The following is a 21,374-nucleotide window of genomic DNA, read 5'->3' as shown; positions in this document are numbered from 1 at the left end:
TCTCTCTCCAATTTTGTGATGTTACTATTATACCATTTTTGAGAGAATTTGGTCTCGTTCTATTCTATACTTTTCTATTTTACCTTGCTCTAGAATTTTTAAACTGCTATACTTATAACAGAAAACCCTTCCAAGGAGGTAGCGGATGTCTCATTCCTTTAAAAAATCTCTCCAAAAAGAAATTCTCCATAGAAGCTCTATCGCAGCCTTTGTGACCTCTCTTTTACTACTCATTTTACTTTTTGGTTTTTCCTATGTTTTACAAAAGCAACAACTATCCAAAGACACGAGACAGATTGTAAAACAGGTTCAAGAAATGAAAGAAGCAAATAATGAGCTCCTGACTACTATGAACCATAAAATGATTCCAGGATTTTTGGATGGCAAACACACAGAGAGAGAAGTCTTTAGCTTATTTTACGAGACAAAAGCTAAATTAAAACTTAGTTCTGACCTCATTATCCTAAGTGATACAGGTGAATTACTATTTAGTACCAATCGCAATCATCAAGAAAGTATTTTATCTCCCTACTATCTAAAACTGCTCATTCAAAATCCTTCTCAAGATAAAGTGACAGAAAAAATTGCACTTTCTTCAGATAAGCAACATTACACACTCTTTATCAAACCACTACTTCAAAACCAACGAGTTAAGGCCTATACTATTGCTTTCGTAAATGAGAATGATTTCATCTCAAGTTTCCCAATGATCAATTCCAAATACATCATTACCGATAGCTTTGGAAATATGTTTTCCAATAATACAAATCAGTTTACTCGTTCCACTCTGGAAAAATTTGATGAAAAACTCCTACACTCTCGCACCCACTGGTATGCGAATGAACCGCTTATTGTTCAAAAAGAAAAAGTCGGTGCTATTTTTTCAATCTATACTTTTCAATCCTTCTTTCCCATTCCTAGCTTACTTGGTCTAGCCTCCATTCTCACCTTATGTATATTCTTCCTCTACTTTTGGCAAGCAAGGCGAATTGCTCATAAAATTGCGACACACAATGCTGTTCCTATTGAAAGTTTGGTTTACCAACTTCAAGAAATTCCTAAACAAGCAGAAAAAAGGCTTTCTCTACAAACAGGTGATGAGTTTGAATTTATGGCAGAAAAAATTAATAATATGTTGTATGAATTAGATCAACTTCATCAGAAAATGTTGACCATCGAAAAAGAAAAGTGGATTTTTGAAAGAAAAATGCTGGAAGCTCAGTTCAATCCTCATTTTCTCTACAATACACTTGAGACAATTAAAATTACTTCTTTAATGGATGCCGCCCTCACACAAGACCTAATTCAAAACCTCACGCGCATTCTTCGCTACAGTATCACCGATTTAGAAAAAGAAACAACCATTTGCCAAGATTTAAAGATTATAGAGGATTACCTTATTATTCATAAGATTCGTTTCGAGCACTTTTCATATGATATTGTCTGCCCAGAAACTGTTGATAATCAGCCTATTCCTAAACTTTTCTTACTTCCTCTAGTAGAAAATGCTATAAAATATGGGATGCAATACCGTATTGATCTTCATATTGATATCCAAATTACCTTGGAATCAGATTCTCTAATTTTTTTAGTCAAGGATAATGCTGGAGGACTCACAAAACAAGAGCGACTCGCTATTTTAGACTCTTTAGAAAGCCCTCATACCCAGCATGGCATCGTTAACAGCTATAAACGATTGAGCAATTTCTTTTCTGATGTCCAGCTAGATTTAGGAGTCAATCGCCATGGAGAAACTTGGGTCAAATTTATAACGAAAGGACTAACTCATGTTTAAGCTCATTATCGTAGAAGATGAACACCTCATTCGAAAATGGCTAGAGATTGCCGTAGACTACTCTGCCCTAGGTATCCAAGTCGTAGGAACTGCCAGTCACGGTCAAGAGGGAATGAAACTCATCCAAGAAAAAGAACCTCATATTGTCTTAACAGACATCACCATGCCAATTATGGATGCTTTTATGATGTTTGAAACCACTCGTACTCTCTCCTATGAAAAAGTTATCTTATCAGGTTATAACGATTTTCAAAATGCCAAAAAAGCCATGCAATATGGCGCGGTAGATTTCTTATCCAAACCAATTGATACCAAGGAATTGACAGAATGTCTTCAAAAAATTGTTTTGCGATTACGAGTTAGCACTTATCAAGAAACTCCTTTTTTAGAAGAATATCAAACTTTACTCACCTCTATCCAACAAGTGGATACACAAAACCAAATCATTCAGCAAATTCTTGAATTTGTGCACCAACACTACTGCATGCACTTTACCATTTCTAGCATTGCAGAGAATCTAGGATATAGTGAAAGTTATCTATATAAGGTTATCAAAGAAGACTTCCCAATGACGCTAAATGAATATATCTTACGCTACCGCCTCAAGCAAGCTATAGATAAAATAGCTGAGTCCCCCAATTCCCCCCTAAGCGATATCTCTGAACAAGTTGGATTTTCAGACTATAAATATTTTGCAAAAGTTTTTAAAAAGTATCTCCATATTTCTCCAAAAGAATTAAAACTTATGGATAAAAATCATTGATGTAAAAGGATTGCTCAGCTCAGGCAATCTTTTTATTTTGTACTTATACTCAATGAAAATCAAAGTGCTAACTACTCAAATCATAGCTTTGAGATCACAGATAAAGTGACGTGTTTTGAAGAGGATTACCATCAAAATCTCAGCTACAATTCACCCATCCTTGCTCTAGGAACTCATTTCCTATTTTTCGTTTTAGATTTCTTTAAGGTTTTTATTATATCCTGTAGAACTCTACAATTTGAAAACATTAATAATCTAGGTAGAGAAAATGTTCGTAAAAAAGGAGATACTTATGAAAAAAATACTATTCTTTCTCTCTTGTGGCTGGATATTCCTTTCTTTATCAGGATGTTCTTCTCCTATAGAAGCGGAAACTAGCACTGAAAAAGATTCAGATAGCACTTTGGTTGTCTACTCGCCTAACCCTGAAGACCTTATCGAAGAAACAGTCCCAGCCTTCGAAGAAAAATATGGTATTAAGGTTGACTTAGTACAAGCCAGCACTGGTGAATTGTTCAAAAAAGCTGAGGCCGAAAAAGAATCCCCTGTAGCCGATGTCATTTTCGGAGGCTCCTACGCTCTCTTCTCTACTAACGAAAAACTTTTTGAACCTTATATTTCCCAAGAGAACGACCAGATAATCCCTGAATATCAAAATAAAACAGGATTCTACACTCCCTATACACTTGATGTCAGTGTCATCATTGCCAATTCAGCTCTTACAAAAGATATAAAAATTGAAGGCTACAATGATCTACTCAATCCTAAATTAAAAGGAAAAATCGCAACTGCTGATCCAAGTAATGCTTCTAGCGCTTTTGCTCAATTAACAAACATGCTTGTAGACCAAGGTGGATACGAAAATGAACAAGCTTGGACCTATGTAAAAAATCTATTTACCCTAGTAGATGGAAAGATTGCATCTAGTTCTTCAAATGTTTACAAAGCTGTCGCCGATGGAGAAATGGCTGTAGGACTCACCTATGAAGATCCTGCCTTAAAACTCTTAAACGACGGAGTTGATGTAAAAGTCATTTATCCAAAAGAAGGAACCGTCTTTTTACCTGGTAACGCTGCTATCGTCAAAAATGCCAAACACATGGACAATGCTAAGAAATTTATCGATTTCCTCCTTTCTCAAGAAATCCAAGATAAACTAGGAACTGAAACTACAATCAGACCCATTCGTAAAAATGCTAGAACCAATAAAAATATGAAGGCTATGACAGAAATCAATATTGCCACTGAAGATTCCGATTATGTCATTAAAAATAAATCTACTATTCTTAAAAAGTACAATGACATTTTTACAGATATCCAATCTAAAAAATAAAATTTGACTTTCCAATGATTAACTGTCAAACCCTACTATAAAATCAAAAAGATTACTTCCGTTTTTGTAGAGAATTTTACTCTAATAGAATAGAATTATCGGTTTTAAAAACGCTTACATTGTTTTAAAATAAACTTAAATAACACAACGGAGGTATCCATCATGAAAAAGAAATGGATGTATTATGCTGCTTGCGGACTAGCTCTTTTTGGTCTTGCCGCTTGTTCTTCTAATGAATCTGCCGATGGCGGTTCATCTGATAAAGGAGACGGCGGTTCGCTAGTCGTTTATTCACCAAACTCAGAGGGCTTAATCGGAGCAACTATTCCTGCCTTTGAAGAAAAATATGGTATCAAAGTAGAACTGATTCAAGCTGGTACTGGAGAACTTTTCAAAAAACTAGAGTCAGAAAAAGAAGCTCCTGTAGCTGATGTCATCTTTGGTGGTTCTTATACACAGTATGCTACCCACGGAGAACTCTTTGAAAACTATACTTCAAAAGAAAATGATAATGTTATCAAAGAATATCAAAACACAACTGGCTACTCTACTCCTTATACGCTAGATGGTAGTGTTTTAATCGTCAACCCTGATTTAACGAAAGGCATGAATATCGAAGGATATAGCGACCTTCTCAAACCTGAACTAAAAGGAAAAATTGCAACTGCTGACCCAGCAAACTCTTCTAGCGCATTTGCTCAATTAACAAATATGCTACAAGCTCAAGGTGGTTACAAAGATGATAAAGCTTGGTCTTATGTAAAAGATCTCTTCACACTTATTGATGGTAAAATCGGTTCAAGCTCATCTGGTGTCTATAAAGCAGTCGCTGACGGAGAAATGGCTGTTGGTCTCTCTTATGAAGATCCAGCAGTTAAACTCTTAAATGACGGAGCTAATATCAAGGTAGTCTATCCAAAAGAAGGAACAGTCTTCCTACCTGCTAGTGCTGCTATCGTTAAAAAAGCGAAAAATATGGAAAATGCCAAGAAATTTATCGATTTTATTATCTCTCAAGAAGTACAAGATACACTTGGTACAACTACTACTAACCGTCCTGTTCGTAAAAATGCCAAAACAAGCGAAAATATGAAACCAATTGACAAAATCAAAACACTCACTGAAGATTATGATTATGTCATCAAGAATAAATCAGATATTGTTAAGAAATACAACGAAGTCTTTACAGATATCCAATCTAAACAGTAAAAGAGGTTCACTATGAGTGAGATCAAAATTATTAACGCCAAAAAAATCTACCACGATGTCCCTGTTATTGAGAACTTGAACATTACAATTCCAAAAGGAAGTCTCTTTACCCTTCTTGGGCCTTCAGGGTGTGGGAAAACGACTCTTCTTCGTATGATTGCAGGTTTCAATAGTATCGAAGGCGGAGAATTTTACTTCGATGATACAAAAATCAATAATATGGAACCCAGCAAACGCAATATCGGGATGGTTTTCCAAAACTACGCTATTTTCCCACATTTGACTGTTCGAGACAATGTTGCTTTTGGTCTCAAGCAAAAGAAGGTTCCAAAAGAAGAATTGATTCAACAGACCAACAAGTATCTTGAACTCATGCAAATTGCTCAATATGCGGATCGAAAGCCCGATAAACTTAGTGGTGGACAACAACAACGTGTCGCCTTGGCACGCGCCTTAGCTGTTAATCCAAGTGTTCTCCTCATGGACGAGCCGCTTAGTAACCTAGATGCCAAACTTCGCTTGGATATGCGTCAAGCTATTCGAGAAATCCAACACGAAGTGGGAATTACAACTGTTTATGTGACCCACGACCAAGAAGAAGCCATGGCTATTTCAGACCAAATTGCTGTTATGAAAGACGGAGTCATCCAACAAATCGGCCGACCAAAAGAACTCTATCATAAACCAGCTAATGAGTTTGTGGCTACCTTTATCGGACGCACAAATATTATCCCTGCCAATCTTGAAAAACGGAGCGACGGCGCTTATATCGTCTTTTCAGATGGCTATGCTCTTCGAATGCCATCTCTTGATCAGGCTGAGGAACAAGCCATTCATGTAAGCATTCGTCCTGAAGAGTTTATCAAAGATGAATCTGGAGATATTGAAGGAACTATTAGCGATAGCGTCTATCTTGGACTAAATACGGAGTATTTCATTGAGACAGGTTTTGCCTCAAAAATTCAAGTTAGCGAAGAATCAACTTTTGAAGAAGATCTACAAAAAGGCGATCGTATTCGTCTACGAATCAATACTCAAAAATTAAACGTCTTTTCTGCAGATGGTTCCCAAAACCTGATAAAAGGAGTCAACCATGGAACGTAAAAAACTAAATATTTGGACAGCCTCCTCTTTCTTCATCTTTCTTACCTATCTTGTCTTTCTCGTTTATCCTATCGTTACCGTGCTCAAGCAAGCACTTATACATGAAGGACAATTCTCACTAGCTAATTTTGTCACTTTCTTTAGTAAAGCCTACTACTCTGAGACACTTGTCAACAGTTTCAAGGTTTCCATTACCGCTACTGTCACTTCCTTAGTTGTAGGAACCCTATTAGCTTATCTCTTTTCCATGTATGATTTCAAGGGGAAGAAATTTCTACAAATATTGATTATCATTGCTTCTATGTCAGCTCCTTTCGTGGGAGCCTACTCCTGGATTCTCTTGCTGGGACGAAATGGGGTCATTACTAAATTCCTGACAAATACCCTTCATCTTCCAGCTATTGATATTTATGGATTCAAAGGAATTGTACTTGTCTTTACACTGCAACTATTCCCACTGGTATTTCTATACGTTGCTGGGACAATGAAAAGTATTGACAATTCTCTACTTGAAGCTGCTGAAAGCATGGGTTCCTTTGGATTTAAGCGTATCGTAACGGTTGTTTTGCCTCTCCTAGTTCCAACCTTACTAGCAGCTGCCCTACTTGTATTTATGAGAGCATTCTCAGACTTTGGAACACCGATGTTAATTGGTGAAGGATATCGAACTTTCCCAGTCTTGATTTATACCCAATTTATTAGCGAGGTTGGAGGAAATTCTGCTTTTGCATCTGCTTTAGCAATTATGGCGATTATCATTGCCTTGGCGATTTTCCTTATCCAAAAATACATCTCAAACCGCTACAGTTTCAGCATGAATTCGCTCCATCCAATTGAGCCTAAAAAAACTACAAAAGGAAAAATGGTTGCCATTTATGCAACAGTCTACGGAATTATCTTGTTCTCTGTTCTACCTCAAGTCTACTTGATTTATACTTCTTTCCTAAAAACATCAGGTATGGTATTTGTCAAAGGCTATTCTCTAAACAGTTACAAGGTAGCTTTCAATCGTATGGGATCTGCTATTTTCAATACCATTCGTATCCCTTTGATTGCCTTAGTTCTAGTTGTCCTATTCGCAACATTTATCTCCTACCTAGCCGTTAGAAAACGGAATTTGTTTACAAACTTGATTGACAGCCTCAGTATGGTCCCTTATATTGTACCAGGAACCGTTCTAGGGATTGCCTTCATTTCTTCCTTCAATACCGGTCTATTTGGAAGTGGATTTCTTATGATTACAGGGACAGCTTTCATCTTAATTATGTCCCTATCTGTCAGAAGATTGCCGTATACTATTCGCTCATCTGTTGCTAGCTTGCAACAAATAGCACCAAGTATTGAAGAAGCTGCTGAAAGCTTAGGAAGTAGCCGTCTCAATACCTTTGCCAAGATTACAACTCCAATGATGCTATCTGGTATTATTTCTGGAGCCATCCTATCTTGGGTCACAATGATTTCAGAACTCTCTACTTCTATCCTCCTCTACAATGTCAAAACAAGAACAATGACTGTAGCCATTTATACAGAGGTTCTCAGAGGAAATTACGGTGTTGCGGCAGCCTTGTCAACTATCCTAACTGTTCTAACAGTAGGTTCCTTGCTCTTGTTTATGAAAATATCTAAAAGCAATAGCATTACACTTTAGTTTTCCCCATCAAAAACAGCCGAAAGAATTCTCGGCTGTTTTTTCTTATCTTGATATTCTTATCAAATTCCTAGCTCATGGCAAGCAAGTCTAGACTGATTAAATGGAGACTTCCTCCATCTTCTCACGTCCTAGTTCTCGGTAACTACGATCGCCGACGACTTCAACGCTAAACTGGCCGTCCTCATATTCAAGGATTGTCACGCTACCATTATCGAGACCATGCGGATGCATACCATTAATCAGATAAACAATGGTTCCAATGGTCATTCCATGGCTGACAACGAGAGCGTTGCCCCCACCTTGTTCTTCCATTTCTTTGGCAATCGCTTCAAAACCTTCTTTGATGCGGCCACTGAGTTTTTCCCATCCTTCAGCCCAACCAGCTGTATCGACCTCTACCAAACCCTCAGCCAGTTCAGCATAAGACAATTGGTGAACGTGGTCCACATTAAAGATACGAGGAATAATACCCATGAAAAGATCACCGTCGTAGGCTCCGTCAAAGCTACCAAAACACCATTCTCTGATACGCTTGTCCATGCGATAAGGGATTTTCCCCTGCAAACCAAGTTCATCAAGGATGATTCCCATAGTCTGAATGGTGCGACCAGAATCACTCGAATAAGCACGCTCAAACTGTAGACCAGATTCCCGCAAGCCGATTCCTAATTCTTGAATCCCTCGTTCACCTTCAGCTGTTAAGGGAGTATCGCTCCAACCTTGCGCTCGACCAATCGTGTTAAACATAGTCTTGCCATGACGTACCAAATACAATCGTACTTTTACCATTTTCCGTCCTCCGTTTGTTTCTATTATATCATGGATGATAAAACAAAAGCCACCCATACAGGCGACTTTTGCAGGAGATTATTATGAAAAAGTTTAGGAGTTCATTAAATAAAGATATTAGATGAAAATCAAATTCAAACTAAATCAGTGTTATCTGTTTCAAATAATATTAGGAGGTCTTTATTTAATGACTATAGTATACACACCTAACCTTAAATAGAACTTAAAAAATTATACCCATTCACCTTTTTCATTTACTTTATAGCCGTTAATGGTCATATTTTTTGCCAATTTCCCATCAGCTAACAAGTAATACCACTTATCCCCATCCTTAATCCATTGGTTACGAGCGTACTTACCATCTTGGTTCAGATAATACCAACTATCATACTGAGAATCAAATACCCACTCACTCTTAGCCATGTAACCGCCACGTTTTAGGTAGTATTCGCCCTGCCAAGCTTTCTCCACATAACTACCAGTTGAATCTACATAAAACCAGCTCTTATAATCTTCATCATAAATCCATTCGCTTGCAGCCATTGAAGCATCTGCTTTTAGATAATAACGGCCTACCCAACGATTTCTTACAAGATTGCCAGAGAGGTCATTGTAGTACCATTTCCCAGACTCTTTAAACCACTTACTTGCTTGATGATCTTTCTTAGTCTCTCCATTAGAGGTAACGGTAGATTGAGTTGAAGTTGAAACTGAGGATGAAGTTCCAGTAGAAACTGCTTGAATAGCCTCTTCTTTTGTCACCTTAGGCTTAGCTTTGCCTTGGTAAACATCTTCGATACGCTTAGTAAAGACAGATAACTCTTCAGGGGATAGCATTCGACTATTTTTGTAATTACCATCCTCATGTATATCCGCTTCTGTTTTGATCTTTTTAACAGCTTCTTCTACTATGTCATCAATCTTACTAAACATAGAAACTTTATCTGCTTTCGAAAGTGAATCATCATTACTAATGGCCGTCTTCTCCATAAAGGCAACAGCATTAACTTCTCTGATATTCTTTTCAGTAGGTGCTAATGAAAATGCTTGAAAATCGTCAGACAACATAGAAACTATTTTTTTAGTATATATATTTACATCTTCATTTACATCAGAATATGAAGGCAAATATATAGAAATCCATCTAGGCCCACCTGGACCGTCGTAACTATTATATGCTAATGAAGCTTCTTTTAGCATGTTTTCTCTCTCGACATTTGTATAATATGGATTGTTAGTTATTTGTGAAATGATGCGCTCTTTCTTTTTTAGAACTGCAATATGGAAAATCACTCCGTTAATGTCTCTCCTAAGCACTTTCAGCAATGCTTCATTTCTTTCAAGTGGAACAATATCATATAATCTAGATTTCCAATCTGGAAAATGAGGATAATTTGCAATTTCCTCTTCTTGTCTCTTCAAAGATTCGAACATCCATTGATTACGATTTGACAATATTTCAGGGATTTTGTTCTTGATTTCTTTTACATCATCCTGAGAAAAAGAAATTATCTTCCAATCAATTTGCTCAATCTCATTTAATAGCTTCTGCTTATTCTTATCCTGTAATTCTATATAAGATTTTTTAATTTTATCTATTTCTTTCTTAATCTCTTCTGGACTCACACTAGTGGTAGTTTCATGGCTTTCTTCCTGCGCATAAACTACTTGATTGGCAAACGTTGGTACTAGTAAAGTCGACAGTCCCAAAGCTACTAAAGCATGTTTCATTTCTTTTTTCATCATTTTCTCCTATTTTCTTAATTTTTAAAACTATGAATTGGTGCTGGGATTTGTCCTCCACGAGAGATGAAATCGAAAGACGAAGCCCCATTGACCTTCATAACAGGCGCAGTTCCTAATAGGCCACCAAATTCAATCATATCGCCTTCTTTTCCTTTTGGAATAATACGAACAGCTGTTGTTTTCATGTTAATGACACCAATTGCCGCTTCATCTGCAATCATAGCCGCAATGGTTTCAGCAGGTGTATCCTCCGGAATGGCAATCATATCCAAGCCAACGGAACAGATAGCCGTCATAGCTTCTAGTTTTTCTAGATTAAGAGAGCCATTTTGCACTGCAGCAATCATTCCTTCATCCTCTGAAACAGGGATAAAGGCACCAGACAAACCACCAACTTGGTTGCAGGCCATAACTCCGCCCTTCTTAACTTGGTCATTCAAGAGAGCCAAGGCAGCCGTCGTCCCATGTGTTCCAACTGTTTCTAGCCCCATTTCTTCAAGGACACGTGCAACAGAATCTCCAACCGCAGGAGTTGGCGCCAAACTCAAGTCCACAATACCAAACTCCACACCCAGTCTCTCACTGGCCATTTGACCAACCAATTGACCGATACGAGTGATTTTAAAGGCAGTTTTCTTAACTGTTTCTGCTACTACGTCAAAGCTCTCTCCACGAACTTTTTCCAAGGCACGTTTCACCACACCAGGACCAGAAACTCCGACATTGATGATAACATCTGCCTCCCCAACACCATGGAAGGCACCCGCCATAAATGGATTGTCCTCAACAGCATTAGCGAATACAACCAACTTAGCTGCCCCCATATCAGATAGAGTTGCCGTTTCCTTGATAACTCGTCCCATATCTGCGACAGCCGTCATATTAATACCAGACTTGGTTGAGCCGATATTGACTGACGAGCAGACCTTGTCCGTTTCGGCCAAAGCACGAGGAATAGAATTGATGAGAATCTCATCTCCCTTTTGGTACCCCTTTTGTACCAAGGCAGAGAAACCACCAATAAAGTCCACTCCAATCTCTTTCGCAGCCTTATCAAGCGCTTTTGCCAGAACCACGTAGTCCGTCGCATCTGTCGCTGCCCCAATCAGAGAAATAGGTGTCACCGATACACGCTTATTAACGATAGGAATTCCCAACTCAGCTGCAATTTCATCACCAACAGCCACTAAATTAGCCGCCTTGGTCCTAATCTTTTGATAAATTTTCTCCGCAGCACGATTGATATCCGGATCAATACAGTCTAATAGGGAAATCCCCATGGTAATAGTTCTAATATCGAAGTTTTGCTCCTCAATCATGGAGATGGTTTCAGTAACTTGTCTAATATCCATGATAACCTCCTAGATATTATACATAGCTTCGAAAATCGCTGCACTCTGAATATTGATTTTCACATTCAAAGTTTGCCCAAAAGTTTCAAACTCATTTCGCAGATAAGTAAAATCCTGCTTTTCATCACTAGAGACGACAGCCATCATCGTGAAATATTCATCCAAGACAGTTTGAGAGATATCATCAATATTCAAACCCAATTCTGCAATTTTACCAGAAACACCTGCAACAATTCCAGATTTATCTTTACCAACAACAGTTATAATCGCTTTCATAAGCAAACTCCAATTCTTCTTAAAATAAGAAACCTGAACATTAAACAGGATTCTTTTCAAATAGTATAGCATAATTCTAACGAAAATACTCAAAAACGCCTGCTTACGAAGTTGTTCTTAAGCAAAAAACAATTTCGTAAACAAGCGTCTACTATCCCAACTTATGATGAGTGTTCCCGCTAGGACCGAAATCCTAGCGGTAGACCAGAGCTAGACTAAGAGCACAAGACTCCATCATCATAACACTCAACAAAATTGATGATTTTATACTAATTCGATGATCGCCATTGGCGCTGCATCACCACGACGTGGTTCAGTTTTAAGGATACGAGTGTATCCACCGTTACGTTCAGCATAACGAGGTGCGATTTCTGAGAACAATTTTTGAAGTGCTGTAGTAGAAGTGTACTTATCAGTTGCTTCATCATAGTTTTCAGATGCGATTTCATTACGTACGAAAGCAGCTGCTTGACGACGTGCATGCAAATCACCACGTTTACCTAGAGTAATCATTTTTTCAACAGTTTTACGGATTTCTTTAGCACGAGCTTCAGTTGTCACGATTGATTCGTTGATCAAAAGGTCAGTTGTCAAATCGCGAAGCATTGCTTTACGTTGTGAGCTAGTGCGTCCTAGTTTACGGTAAGCCATGTATTCCTCCTTTATTTATCTTTTAATCCAAGACCCAAATCAATGAGTTTGAGTTTCACTTCTTCCAAACTCTTGCGTCCAAGATTTCGTACTTTCATCATCTCTGCTTCAGATTTTTCTGTCAAATCATGCACAGTATTGATACCGGCACGTTTCAAACAGTTGTATGAACGCACAGACAAGTCCAGTTCCTCAATCGTACGATCCAAAATACGGTCGTCAGATTCAGTATCAGCTTCTTTCATCACTTCAGTTGACTTAGCAATTTCAGTAAGATTTGTAAACAAATCAAGATGTTCTGTCAAAATACGTGCTGAAAGCCCTAAAGCATCTTCTGGAATAATTGTTCCATTTGTCAAGATTTCAAGGGTTAATTTGTCAAATCCATCATTGCTACCTACACGAGCAGGTTCCACTTGATAGTTGACTTTTGTAACTGGTGTATAAATAGAATCTACAGCAAGTGTTCCAACTGGTGCATTATCCTTTTTATTTTCATCAGCAGGTACATATCCACGACCACTGTTAACAGTCATAGTCGCTTTTAGAGAAGAACCTTCACCGATTGTAAAGAGATAATGATCTGGATTTACAATTTCAATATCGCTATCTGTCAAAATGTCACCAGCTGTTACTTCAGCAGGACCTTCAACATCTAGTTCGATGATTTTTTCGTCTTCAACGTACGATTTCACTGCAATTCCTTTAATGTTCAGAATGATTTGCATCACGTCTTCACGAACACCTGGAACTGTGTCAAACTCATGTAACACACCATCAATGTTGATAGATGTCACAGCTGCTCCTGGTAGAGAAGCTAGAAGTACACGACGAAGAGAGTTACCAAGAGTTGTACCGTAGCCACGTTCAAGTGGTTCGATTACAAACTTGCCATAATCTTTATTTTCATCAATTTTTGTTATATTTGGTTTTTCAAACTCGATCATTTAGTTACTCCCTCTTAAACGAAAAGCAGTGTAATGCGATGATTATACACGGCGACGTTTTGGAGGACGAGCACCATTGTGTGGCACTGGAGTCACATCACGAATTGCTGTTACTTCAAGACCAGCGGCAGCAAGCGCACGAATAGCTGACTCACGACCAGAACCTGGACCTTTTACAGTAACTTCAACTGATTTAAGACCGTGTTCTTGTGCAGATTTAGCAGCAGCTTCAGAAGCCATTTGAGCAGCGAATGGTGTAGATTTACGAGAACCTTTGAAACCAAGAGCACCAGCTGATGACCAAGCAATTGCATTACCATGCACATCAGTAATCATAACAATAGTGTTATTAAATGTAGCGTGAATATGAGCAATACCAGATTCGATATTCTTTTTCACACGACGTTTACGTGTTGGTTTAGCCAAGACTTTTACCTCCTATATTATTTTTTCTTACCAGCAATCGCAACAGCTTTACCTTTACGAGTGCGAGCGTTGTTTTTAGTGTTTTGTCCACGGACAGGAAGTCCACGACGGTGACGGATACCACGGTATGAACCGATTTCCATCAAACGTTTGATGTTCAAGTTTACTTCACGACGAAGGTCACCTTCAACTTTGATTGCATCCACTTCACGACGGATAGCATCTTCTTGATCTGATGTAAGATCACGTACACGAACATCTTCTGAGATTCCAGCAGCAGCCAAAATTTTCTTAGATGTTGCAAGTCCGATACCATAAACATAAGTCAATGAGATTACTACGCGTTTGTCATTTGGAATGTCAACTCCAGCAATACGAGCCATGTTTTCTCCTTTCTATCTTATCCTTGACGTTGTTTGTGTTTTGGATTTGCTGGGCAAATTACCATAACACGACCATTACGACGAATAACTTTACAGTATTCGCAAATTGGTTTGACCGATGGTCTTACTTTCATTTCTTATCCCTCCAAGTTTTTCGATTATTTAAAGCGGTAAGTGATACGTCCACGTGTCAAGTCATATGGACTCATTTCGACAGTAACACGATCTCCCGCTAAAATACGAATATAGTTTTTACGAATTTTACCAGAAACTGTTGCTAAAATCTGATGTCCATTTTCAAGTTCAACCGTAAACATTGCATTCGGCATTGTATCAACTACTTTGCCTTCAACTTCAATCACATCGTCTTTTGCCACGCAAAAGCACCTCCATAAATTTCGATTCGATGCCTCTAGACACAGAGACAACAATTATAAGTCAGACTATCTCAGTATAACATTTGTAGCGGATTTTTGCAAGTGTGAAAAACGCTTTATTTCAAATTTGTCAATACTTTTTCGATATCTGAGAAGACATCATTGATATCTTGATTACCTTCGATGTCATGAACCAAACCTTTGGCACGGTAGTGAGCAATGATTGGTTCTCCTTGAGCAATATTCACATCCAAACGACGTTTGACTGTCTCAGGCTTATCATCTTCACGTTGGTAGTAATCTTCTTCTTTATAGTCAACTGGTGGGTTAAAGACCTTGTGGAAAGTTTCTCCAGTTACGCGGTGGATGATACGGCCACTCAAACGTTCCAAGAGGCTATCTGGATTCACTTCAATGTTGATAACACCTTCTAGTTCGATGCCAAGTTCAGCCAATGTTTTGTCCAAAGCATGAGCTTGTTCGATTGTACGTGGGTAACCATCCAACAAGAATCCTGTTTCTTTAATATCATCTTGTGAAAGACGTTCTTTTACGATTCCATTAGTAACTTCGTCAGGAACTAATTCACCCTTGTCAATATATGACTTAGCAAGAACACCCATTTCAGTTTGATTTGCCATAGCAGCACGGAACATATCACCTGTTGAGATATGTGCAACATGGAATTGTTCTACGATTTTTGCTGCTTGAGTTCCCTTACCTGCACCAGGTAAGCCCATAATCAAAAGATTCATGATTTGATCTCCTTATTTTATTTTTAAATAGAAGCAAAAAATCTTTTCACCCCTATTTAAAAACAAAATAGAAGAGGGGAGACCAAACTCTCACAAATGTCAGAGTTTAAACCTCCACTCTCTCAGCATTTACTGATTCATACTCAATGAAAATCAAAGAGCAAACTAGGAAGCTAGCCGCAGGCTGTACTTGAGTACGGCAAGGTGAAGCTGACGTGGTTTGAATTTGATTTTCGAAGAGTATCAGTAAATACTTTTATTCTGTTCTATCCATGAAACCAACATACTTACGTTTCAATAGGTAACCTTCCAATTGTTTGATTCCTTCAATACCTGTAGAAATAATGATCAAAAGACTTGTTCCTCCAAAAGCAACTGCTTCTGAAAGTCCGAAAACATCTTTTGCTACAATCGGTAAAATGGAAATCACACCAAGGAAGAGGGAACCAACTGTTGCAAGACGACGAAGAAGTTTAGACATATATTCTTCTGTACCTTTACCAGGACGGACTCCGTGGATATAGGCCCCGCTCTTTTGTAGGTTTTCTGCCGCTTTTTCAGGATTAATCTGCACAAACGTATAGAAGAATGTAAAGAGAATAATCAATAAAGCATACATGGCGATACCAGTTGGTGAAGTTGTTGCCAACATTTCTTGTGCTGTTCTTACCCAAGCCCAATCATGACCTGTAGCGCTTAAAAACTGTAGAATAGCTGCTGGCGCCGCAGTAATCGAACTTGCAAAGATAACAGGGATAACTCCAGCAGGGTTTACCTTCAAAGGAAGGTAAGAGCTAGAAGGAGCACCTTGTGCAACCTTAGTATATTGGATTGGAATTTTGTATTCTGCTTGTTGAACATAAGTTGTAAAATAAATAATCAACAATACAGTAATAATCAAAATGATTACGAAAATGATAGATGAGTTGATACGGCTACTTGGGACGTTCACAAAGTAGTCCACATAGATGCCCTGAATCATCTCTGGAATTGAGGCAACAATCCCGGCAAAGATAATCATAGAAACACCATTTCCGTATCCCTTATCTGTAATTTGCTCTCCCAACCAAGTCACAATCATACTACCAGCTGTTAAGATGATACCAATCATGATAAAGACTTGTGGAGTAAGAGCTGTTTTCAACAATTGAGCTCCAGCCAAAGTATTAAAACCAGCTGTAATCCCGATAGATTGCACAAAGGCTAGAACAAGAGCAATATAACGAGTAGCTTGATTTAATTTTCTTCGACCTACTTCCCCTTGTTTACCCCACTCTACAAACTTGGGTAAAATATCCATTTGCAAGAGTTGGACAACGATAGAGGCCGTAATGTAGGGACTAACACCAAGAGCAAAAACTGAGAAGTTTTTCATGGCATTCCCTGATACCAAGCTCAACATGTTTAAGAAGGATAATCCACTTAAAGCATTCAAGCTATTGGCATTCACACCAGGAACTGTAATGCTAGTTCCGATACGAAAGACCAAAACGATAAAAATTGTAAATAAAATTTTTGATCTAACCTGCTTGACTTTAAGAGCTTCTCTTAATAATTTAAAAAACATAGGTCACCTCTCTTAGATGACTTCTACTGAACCACCTTTAGCAGTGATAGCTTCTTCAGCTGATTTAGAGAATTTAGCTGCTTTCACAGTCAATTTCTTAGTCAACTCACCGTTACCAAGAATTTTAATACCTGATTTTTCAGCTTTAACAATTCCTGCTTCGATAAGAACAACTGGAGTAACTTCAGCACCATCTTCAAAGACGTTCAATTGGTCAAGGTTCACAATTGCGTATTCTTTAGCGTTGATGTTAGTGAATCCACGTTTTGGAAGACGACGGAACAATGGAGTTTGTCCACCTTCAAAACCAAGGCGAACTCCGCCACCGCTACGAGCTTTTTGACCTTTTTGACCACGACCAGATGTTTTACCGTTACCTGATGAAGTACCACGACCAACGCGGTTACGTACTTTACGAGAACCTTCTGCAGGTTTCAATTCATGAAGTTTCATTTTTATTTTCTCCTCTTTTGTAAAATGCTAGCGCCGATAAGGGAGAAAAGGTTGTCTCCCCCATCAACTCGCCTATACGACGTCATCATAGATGACTATATCTAGTTTTAGGGGATGGTATAGTGCACATCCCCTAAAAATTCATTAGTTTACTTCTTCAACTGTTACCAAGTGAGATACTGCTGTGATCATACCACGGATAGCAGCGTTATCTTCTTTAATAACAGAGCTGTTCAATTTGCCAAGTCCAAGTGCTACAACAGTTTTACGTTGTGATGGAATGCGTCCGATTGGAGACTTAGTCAAAGTAATTTTAATTTGAGCCATTTTATCCCCTTTCTTATGCCAAATCAGAAACTGAAATACCACGAAGGGCAGCAACTTCTTCAGCGCGTTTCAATTGTTTCAAACCTTCAACAGTTGCACGAACAATGTTGATTGGAGTGTTAGAACCAAGTGATTTAGATGTAATATCTGCCACACCTGCCAATTCCACAACGGCACGAACTGCACCACCAGCGGCAACTCCAGAACCTTCTACAGCAGGTTTCAACAATACTTTAGCTCCACCGAATTCTGAAAGAACTTCGTGTGGGATTGTTGTTCCAACCATAGGAACTTCGATCAAGTTTTTCTTAGCATCATCTACTGCTTTACGGATTGCTTCTGGAACTTCTTGAGCTTTACCAGTACCAAATCCTACGCGACCGTTGTGGTCACCAACAACAACAAGAGCTGCGAAACGAAGACGACGTCCACCTTTAACAACTTTTGTAACACGGTTGACAGCAACTACGCGTTCTTCTAATTCAACTGCATTGTCTTTAAATGCCATTTTCTAGTGTCCTCCTATTAGAATTTCAATCCGTTTTCACGAGCTGCATCAGCCAAAGCTTTCACACGTCCGTGATATAGATATCCACCGCGGTCGAACACCACTTCTGAAATACCTTTAGCGTTTGCACGTTCTGCAACGAGTTTACCGACAGCAACGGCTTGTTCAGTTTTAGTTCCTTTTGAAACTTCTTTGTCAAGAGTTGAAGCACTTGCGAGCGTTACACCCGCTACGTCATCAATCACTTGAGCGTAGATGCCTGTATTAGAACGGAATACGTTCAAACGTGGGCGATCAGCAGTTCCAGAGAGTTTTCCGCGAACGCGACGGTGGCGTTTTTGGCGGAGTTTGTTTTTATCTGGTTTTGAAATCACAGTTTTCACCTCTTTAGTTTTAAATCGTGTGCTATGCACAAAGTTGGTAAATAGGTTGGTGGTTGAGAATCAACCACTCAACGTTATTTACCTGTTTTACCTTCTTTACGGCGAACGAATTCACCAACGTAACGGATACCTTTACCTTTATATGGTTCTGGTGAACGAAGGCTACGTACGTAAGCAGCTGTTTGACCAACTACTTCTTTTGAAATTCCGCTAACAACAATTGTTGTTGGGTTTGGAAGTTCAAAAGTAATTCCTTCTGGAGCTTCAACTTCGTCTGGATGAGATTTACCAACAGCCAAAACAAGTTTAGATCCTTGAAGTTGTGCACGGTAACCAACCCCGCGCATTTCAAGTTCTTTCTTGAATCCTTCTGATACACCAACAACCATGTTGTTCAAAAGGGCACGAGTAGTTCCGTGGATAGTTTTCATTTCTTTTGTATCGTTTGGACGGTGAAGAGTTACTTCAGTACCTTCCACACGGATTTCAATATCTTTTGAGAACTCACGAGTAAGTTCTCCTTTAGGTCCTTTTACAGTTACAACGTTGTCATTGTTAGTGATTTCAACACCAGCAGGCAACACGATAACTTTATTACCAATACGTGACATGTTTATTTTCTCCTGTTAAATTGTCAGGCCAGAACGGCCAGTTTTCACGGGGTTAAATCGATTTCTCGATTTAAAGGAACATTTAGTTTCAATTTCAAAGTGAATCTAGGCATCGTCTCGCAGGCATAACTTTGGGTTAGGCAAGAGACGATAACGAAGAGTCACAAAGAAATTGGGAGCTAAACATTACCAAACGTAAGCGATAACTTCTCCACCAACATTCTTTTGGCGTGCTTCTTTATCAGTAAGCAAACCTTCAGAAGTTGAAAGGATAGCAATTCCAAGTCCGTTAAGAACTTTTGGAAGATCTTCACGTTTTTTGTAGACACGAAGTCCTGGTTTAGAAACACGTTTCAAGTTAGTGATAACTTTTTCACCGTTTGGTCCGTATTTAAGGAATACACGGATGATGCCTTGTTTGTCATCTTCGATGATTTCAACGTTTTTTACAAAACCTTCGCGTTTAAGGATTTCAGCAATCCCTTTTTTGATGTTTGATGCAGGTACTTCAAGTACTTCGTGTTTAGCTTGGTTAGCGTTACGAATACGAGTTAGGAAGTCTGCGATTGGGTCAGTCATAACCATTTTGTTTTTCTCCTCTTACTAGTAGTTTGCAAGTTGCACTTGCTAGTTAATACATGATACAAAGAGCGTAAGAGCAAGAGCAAAAATAGGCAATTTGATGTAGGAGCGATGCTCCAAAGAAAATTGGTCTTTTTTGCCAAAGCTCTAGCTCGTGTTCAAATTGGCAAGTCCAACTGAACCCGGGCTAAACTCTGTGTGAAAAAGATAAACTATCCAAGAAACTTCAGTTTCTTCGTCAAATTTCCTATTTTCACTTAGAGTTTTGACGTCCTTGATATCTTAAATTACCAAGATGCTTTTGTTACACCAGGGATTTGTCCTTTGTAAGCTAATTCACGGAAGCAAACACGGCAAAGTTTAAATTTGCGGTAAACTGAATGTGGACGACCACATTTTTCACAACGAGTATAAGCTTGAGTAGAGAACTTCGCTGGACGTTTGTTCTTAGCAATCATTGATTTTTTAGCCATTAGATTTACCTCCTATATTATTTTGCAAAAGGCATTCCAAGGCCTGTAAGCAATGCACGTGACTCTTCGTCAGTGTTAGCAGTTGTTACGATAACGATGTCAAGACCACGAGTTTTGTCAACGTCATCGAAGTTGATTTCTGGGAAGATCAATTGTTCTTTCACACCAAGTGTGTAGTTTCCGCGTCCATCAAATGATTTTGTTGGAACACCGTGGAAGTCACGTACACGTGGAAGTGAAACTGAAACCAATTTATCCAAGAATTCGTACATACGTTCACCACGAAGGGTAACTTTTGCACCGATCGCAACACCTTCACGAAGACGGAAGCCGGCGATTGATTTTTTAGCTTTAGTGATAAGTGGTTTTTGACCTGAGATAAGCGCCAATTCTTCAGCAGCTTTTTCAAGGCTTTTAGCGTTTGATACAGCTTCACCAACACCCATGTTCAAAACGATCTTATCTACTTTAGGCACAGCCATCACTGATGAGTAGTTGAATTGTTCTGTCAAAGCAGGAACTACTTCATTAAGATATTTTTCTTTTAAACGATTTGCCATTATACTTCTCCTTTCCTTCGTGATTAATCAAGCACTTCGCCTGATTTTTTGTTGTAGCGAACTTTTTTACCGTCTACAAATTTGTAACCAACACGACCAGCTACACCATTTTTGTCCAAAACTTGAACGTTTGATACGTGGATAGCTGCTTCTTTCTCGATGATACCACCTTGAGGAAGTTCGTTAGTTGGACGTTGGTGTTTCTTAACGATGTTAACACCTTCAACGATAACTTTGTTTACTTTTGGAAGGGCAGTAAGGACAACAGCTTCTGTTCCCTTATCTTTACCAGCGATTACGCGAACTTTGTCGCCTTTTTTTACAAACATTAGGTTTCTCCTTGATTTTTCTTA

General features: G+C 38.7%; 27 protein-coding genes. 6 read left to right on the top strand and 21 right to left on the bottom strand.

What is annotated here, in order from left to right:
* The first annotated feature begins 145 nt into the window (after positions 1 to 145).
* The 6 genes from SMSK564_RS09020 to SMSK564_RS09000 all read left to right on the top strand — a co-directional run bounded on the left by SMSK564_RS09020 (position 146) and on the right by SMSK564_RS09000 (position 7,852).
* A complete protein-coding gene (locus SMSK564_RS09020; RefSeq protein ID WP_000019717.1) occupies positions 146 to 1,795 on the top strand; it encodes a sensor histidine kinase in 1,650 nt (549 codons plus the stop codon).
* Complete coding sequence (locus SMSK564_RS12805) at positions 1,788 to 2,558, top strand: response regulator transcription factor (protein WP_000475412.1); 771 nt, start codon at positions 1,788 to 1,790, stop codon at positions 2,556 to 2,558. The genes SMSK564_RS09020 and SMSK564_RS12805 overlap by 8 nt, the downstream gene beginning before the upstream one ends.
* A 292-nt stretch (positions 2,559 to 2,850) precedes the next feature.
* Positions 2,851 to 3,891 carry an ABC transporter substrate-binding protein gene (locus SMSK564_RS09015; RefSeq protein WP_000721794.1) on the top strand — a complete coding sequence of 347 codons (1,041 nt, stop codon included), beginning with the start codon at positions 2,851 to 2,853 and terminating at the stop codon, positions 3,889 to 3,891.
* Between the two features lie 162 nt (positions 3,892 to 4,053).
* On the top strand, positions 4,054 to 5,100 hold the full coding sequence (locus SMSK564_RS09010) for an ABC transporter substrate-binding protein (RefSeq protein WP_000731166.1): 1,047 nt from the start codon (positions 4,054 to 4,056) through the stop codon (positions 5,098 to 5,100).
* Between the two features lie 12 nt (positions 5,101 to 5,112).
* Positions 5,113 to 6,204 (top strand): ABC transporter ATP-binding protein, encoded by a 1,092-nt coding sequence (locus tag SMSK564_RS09005; RefSeq protein ID WP_001289694.1) that lies wholly within the window; start codon positions 5,113 to 5,115, stop codon positions 6,202 to 6,204.
* Positions 6,194 to 7,852: an ABC transporter permease gene (locus tag SMSK564_RS09000; protein ID WP_000440017.1), complete on the top strand. Its 1,659-nt coding sequence runs from the start codon at positions 6,194 to 6,196 to the stop codon at positions 7,850 to 7,852. Before SMSK564_RS09005 ends, SMSK564_RS09000 begins: the two co-directional genes overlap by 11 nt.
* Before the next feature lie 99 nt (positions 7,853 to 7,951).
* Here the strand turns inward: SMSK564_RS09000 and SMSK564_RS08995 are convergent, their stop codons facing one another.
* The 21 genes from SMSK564_RS08995 to rplX form a co-directional block, all read right to left on the bottom strand.
* Positions 7,952 to 8,644, bottom strand: a complete 693-nt coding sequence (locus SMSK564_RS08995; protein WP_000241549.1) for a histidine phosphatase family protein — start codon at positions 8,642 to 8,644, stop codon at positions 7,952 to 7,954.
* Positions 8,645 to 8,875: 231 nt separating this feature from the next.
* Positions 8,876 to 10,387: an N-acetylmuramoyl-L-alanine amidase family protein gene (locus tag SMSK564_RS08990; RefSeq protein ID WP_000711930.1), complete on the bottom strand. Its 1,512-nt coding sequence runs from the start codon at positions 10,385 to 10,387 to the stop codon at positions 8,876 to 8,878.
* A gap of 17 nt (positions 10,388 to 10,404) precedes the next feature.
* Positions 10,405 to 11,742 (bottom strand): PFL family protein, encoded by a 1,338-nt coding sequence (locus SMSK564_RS08985; RefSeq protein ID WP_000354925.1) that lies wholly within the window; start codon positions 11,740 to 11,742, stop codon positions 10,405 to 10,407.
* Positions 11,743 to 11,751: 9 nt separating this feature from the next.
* Positions 11,752 to 12,018, bottom strand: a complete 267-nt coding sequence (locus SMSK564_RS08980; RefSeq protein WP_000644126.1) for an ACT domain-containing protein — start codon at positions 12,016 to 12,018, stop codon at positions 11,752 to 11,754.
* A 264-nt stretch (positions 12,019 to 12,282) separates the two neighbouring features.
* Positions 12,283 to 12,669, bottom strand: coding sequence for a 50S ribosomal protein L17 (gene rplQ, locus SMSK564_RS08975; protein WP_000331493.1), 387 nt, complete (start codon positions 12,667 to 12,669; stop codon positions 12,283 to 12,285).
* Between the two features lie 11 nt (positions 12,670 to 12,680).
* Entirely contained in the window at positions 12,681 to 13,616 is a 936-nt protein-coding gene (locus SMSK564_RS08970; RefSeq protein ID WP_000568988.1) for a DNA-directed RNA polymerase subunit alpha, read from the bottom strand.
* A gap of 42 nt (positions 13,617 to 13,658) precedes the next feature.
* Positions 13,659 to 14,042: a 30S ribosomal protein S11 gene (gene rpsK / locus SMSK564_RS08965; protein WP_001118385.1), complete on the bottom strand. Its 384-nt coding sequence runs from the start codon at positions 14,040 to 14,042 to the stop codon at positions 13,659 to 13,661.
* A gap of 17 nt (positions 14,043 to 14,059) precedes the next feature.
* Positions 14,060 to 14,425: a 30S ribosomal protein S13 gene (rpsM, locus tag SMSK564_RS08960; RefSeq protein ID WP_000090781.1), complete on the bottom strand. Its 366-nt coding sequence runs from the start codon at positions 14,423 to 14,425 to the stop codon at positions 14,060 to 14,062.
* 17 nt (positions 14,426 to 14,442) lie between these two features.
* Positions 14,443 to 14,559, bottom strand: coding sequence for a 50S ribosomal protein L36 (gene rpmJ / locus SMSK564_RS08955; protein ID WP_001808836.1), 117 nt, complete (start codon positions 14,557 to 14,559; stop codon positions 14,443 to 14,445).
* Positions 14,560 to 14,583: 24 nt separating this feature from the next.
* A complete protein-coding gene (gene infA / locus SMSK564_RS08950) occupies positions 14,584 to 14,802 on the bottom strand; it encodes a translation initiation factor IF-1 (protein ID WP_001029883.1) in 219 nt (72 codons plus the stop codon).
* 116 nt (positions 14,803 to 14,918) lie between these two features.
* The gene (locus SMSK564_RS08945) at positions 14,919 to 15,557 is read right to left on the bottom strand and encodes an adenylate kinase (protein ID WP_001050436.1); all 639 of its coding nucleotides are present in this window, start codon (positions 15,555 to 15,557) and stop codon (positions 14,919 to 14,921) included.
* 256 nt (positions 15,558 to 15,813) lie between these two features.
* Positions 15,814 to 17,124 (bottom strand): preprotein translocase subunit SecY, encoded by a 1,311-nt coding sequence (secY, locus tag SMSK564_RS08940; protein WP_000465403.1) that lies wholly within the window; start codon positions 17,122 to 17,124, stop codon positions 15,814 to 15,816.
* Positions 17,125 to 17,136: 12 nt separating this feature from the next.
* Positions 17,137 to 17,577: a 50S ribosomal protein L15 gene (rplO, locus tag SMSK564_RS08935; RefSeq protein WP_000766087.1), complete on the bottom strand. Its 441-nt coding sequence runs from the start codon at positions 17,575 to 17,577 to the stop codon at positions 17,137 to 17,139.
* Between the two features lie 144 nt (positions 17,578 to 17,721).
* Positions 17,722 to 17,904, bottom strand: coding sequence for a 50S ribosomal protein L30 (gene rpmD / locus SMSK564_RS08930; protein ID WP_000057241.1), 183 nt, complete (start codon positions 17,902 to 17,904; stop codon positions 17,722 to 17,724).
* Between the two features lie 13 nt (positions 17,905 to 17,917).
* Complete coding sequence (rpsE, locus tag SMSK564_RS08925) at positions 17,918 to 18,412, bottom strand: 30S ribosomal protein S5 (protein ID WP_000874202.1); 495 nt, start codon at positions 18,410 to 18,412, stop codon at positions 17,918 to 17,920.
* Positions 18,413 to 18,429: 17 nt separating this feature from the next.
* Positions 18,430 to 18,786 (bottom strand): 50S ribosomal protein L18, encoded by a 357-nt coding sequence (gene rplR / locus SMSK564_RS08920; RefSeq protein WP_000624044.1) that lies wholly within the window; start codon positions 18,784 to 18,786, stop codon positions 18,430 to 18,432.
* Between the two features lie 83 nt (positions 18,787 to 18,869).
* The gene (gene rplF / locus SMSK564_RS08915) at positions 18,870 to 19,406 is read right to left on the bottom strand and encodes a 50S ribosomal protein L6 (RefSeq protein WP_000086629.1); all 537 of its coding nucleotides are present in this window, start codon (positions 19,404 to 19,406) and stop codon (positions 18,870 to 18,872) included.
* A gap of 186 nt (positions 19,407 to 19,592) precedes the next feature.
* Positions 19,593 to 19,991 (bottom strand): 30S ribosomal protein S8, encoded by a 399-nt coding sequence (rpsH, locus tag SMSK564_RS08910; protein WP_000245504.1) that lies wholly within the window; start codon positions 19,989 to 19,991, stop codon positions 19,593 to 19,595.
* Positions 19,992 to 20,275: 284 nt separating this feature from the next.
* Positions 20,276 to 20,461, bottom strand: a complete 186-nt coding sequence (locus tag SMSK564_RS08905; protein WP_001085697.1) for a type Z 30S ribosomal protein S14 — start codon at positions 20,459 to 20,461, stop codon at positions 20,276 to 20,278.
* Between the two features lie 17 nt (positions 20,462 to 20,478).
* Positions 20,479 to 21,021, bottom strand: a complete 543-nt coding sequence (gene rplE, locus SMSK564_RS08900) for a 50S ribosomal protein L5 (RefSeq protein WP_000013542.1) — start codon at positions 21,019 to 21,021, stop codon at positions 20,479 to 20,481.
* 23 nt (positions 21,022 to 21,044) lie between these two features.
* Complete coding sequence (gene rplX, locus SMSK564_RS08895) at positions 21,045 to 21,350, bottom strand: 50S ribosomal protein L24 (RefSeq protein ID WP_000497691.1); 306 nt, start codon at positions 21,348 to 21,350, stop codon at positions 21,045 to 21,047.
* Between the last annotated feature and the right edge of the window lie 24 nt (positions 21,351 to 21,374).

The sequence above is a fragment of the Streptococcus mitis SK564 genome, from assembly GCF_000148525.1.
Lineage (GTDB): Bacteria > Bacillota > Bacilli > Lactobacillales > Streptococcaceae > Streptococcus > Streptococcus mitis_H.
Note: the sequence above shows the minus strand (reverse complement) of the source record. Positions and strands in the feature narration are given on the sequence as shown.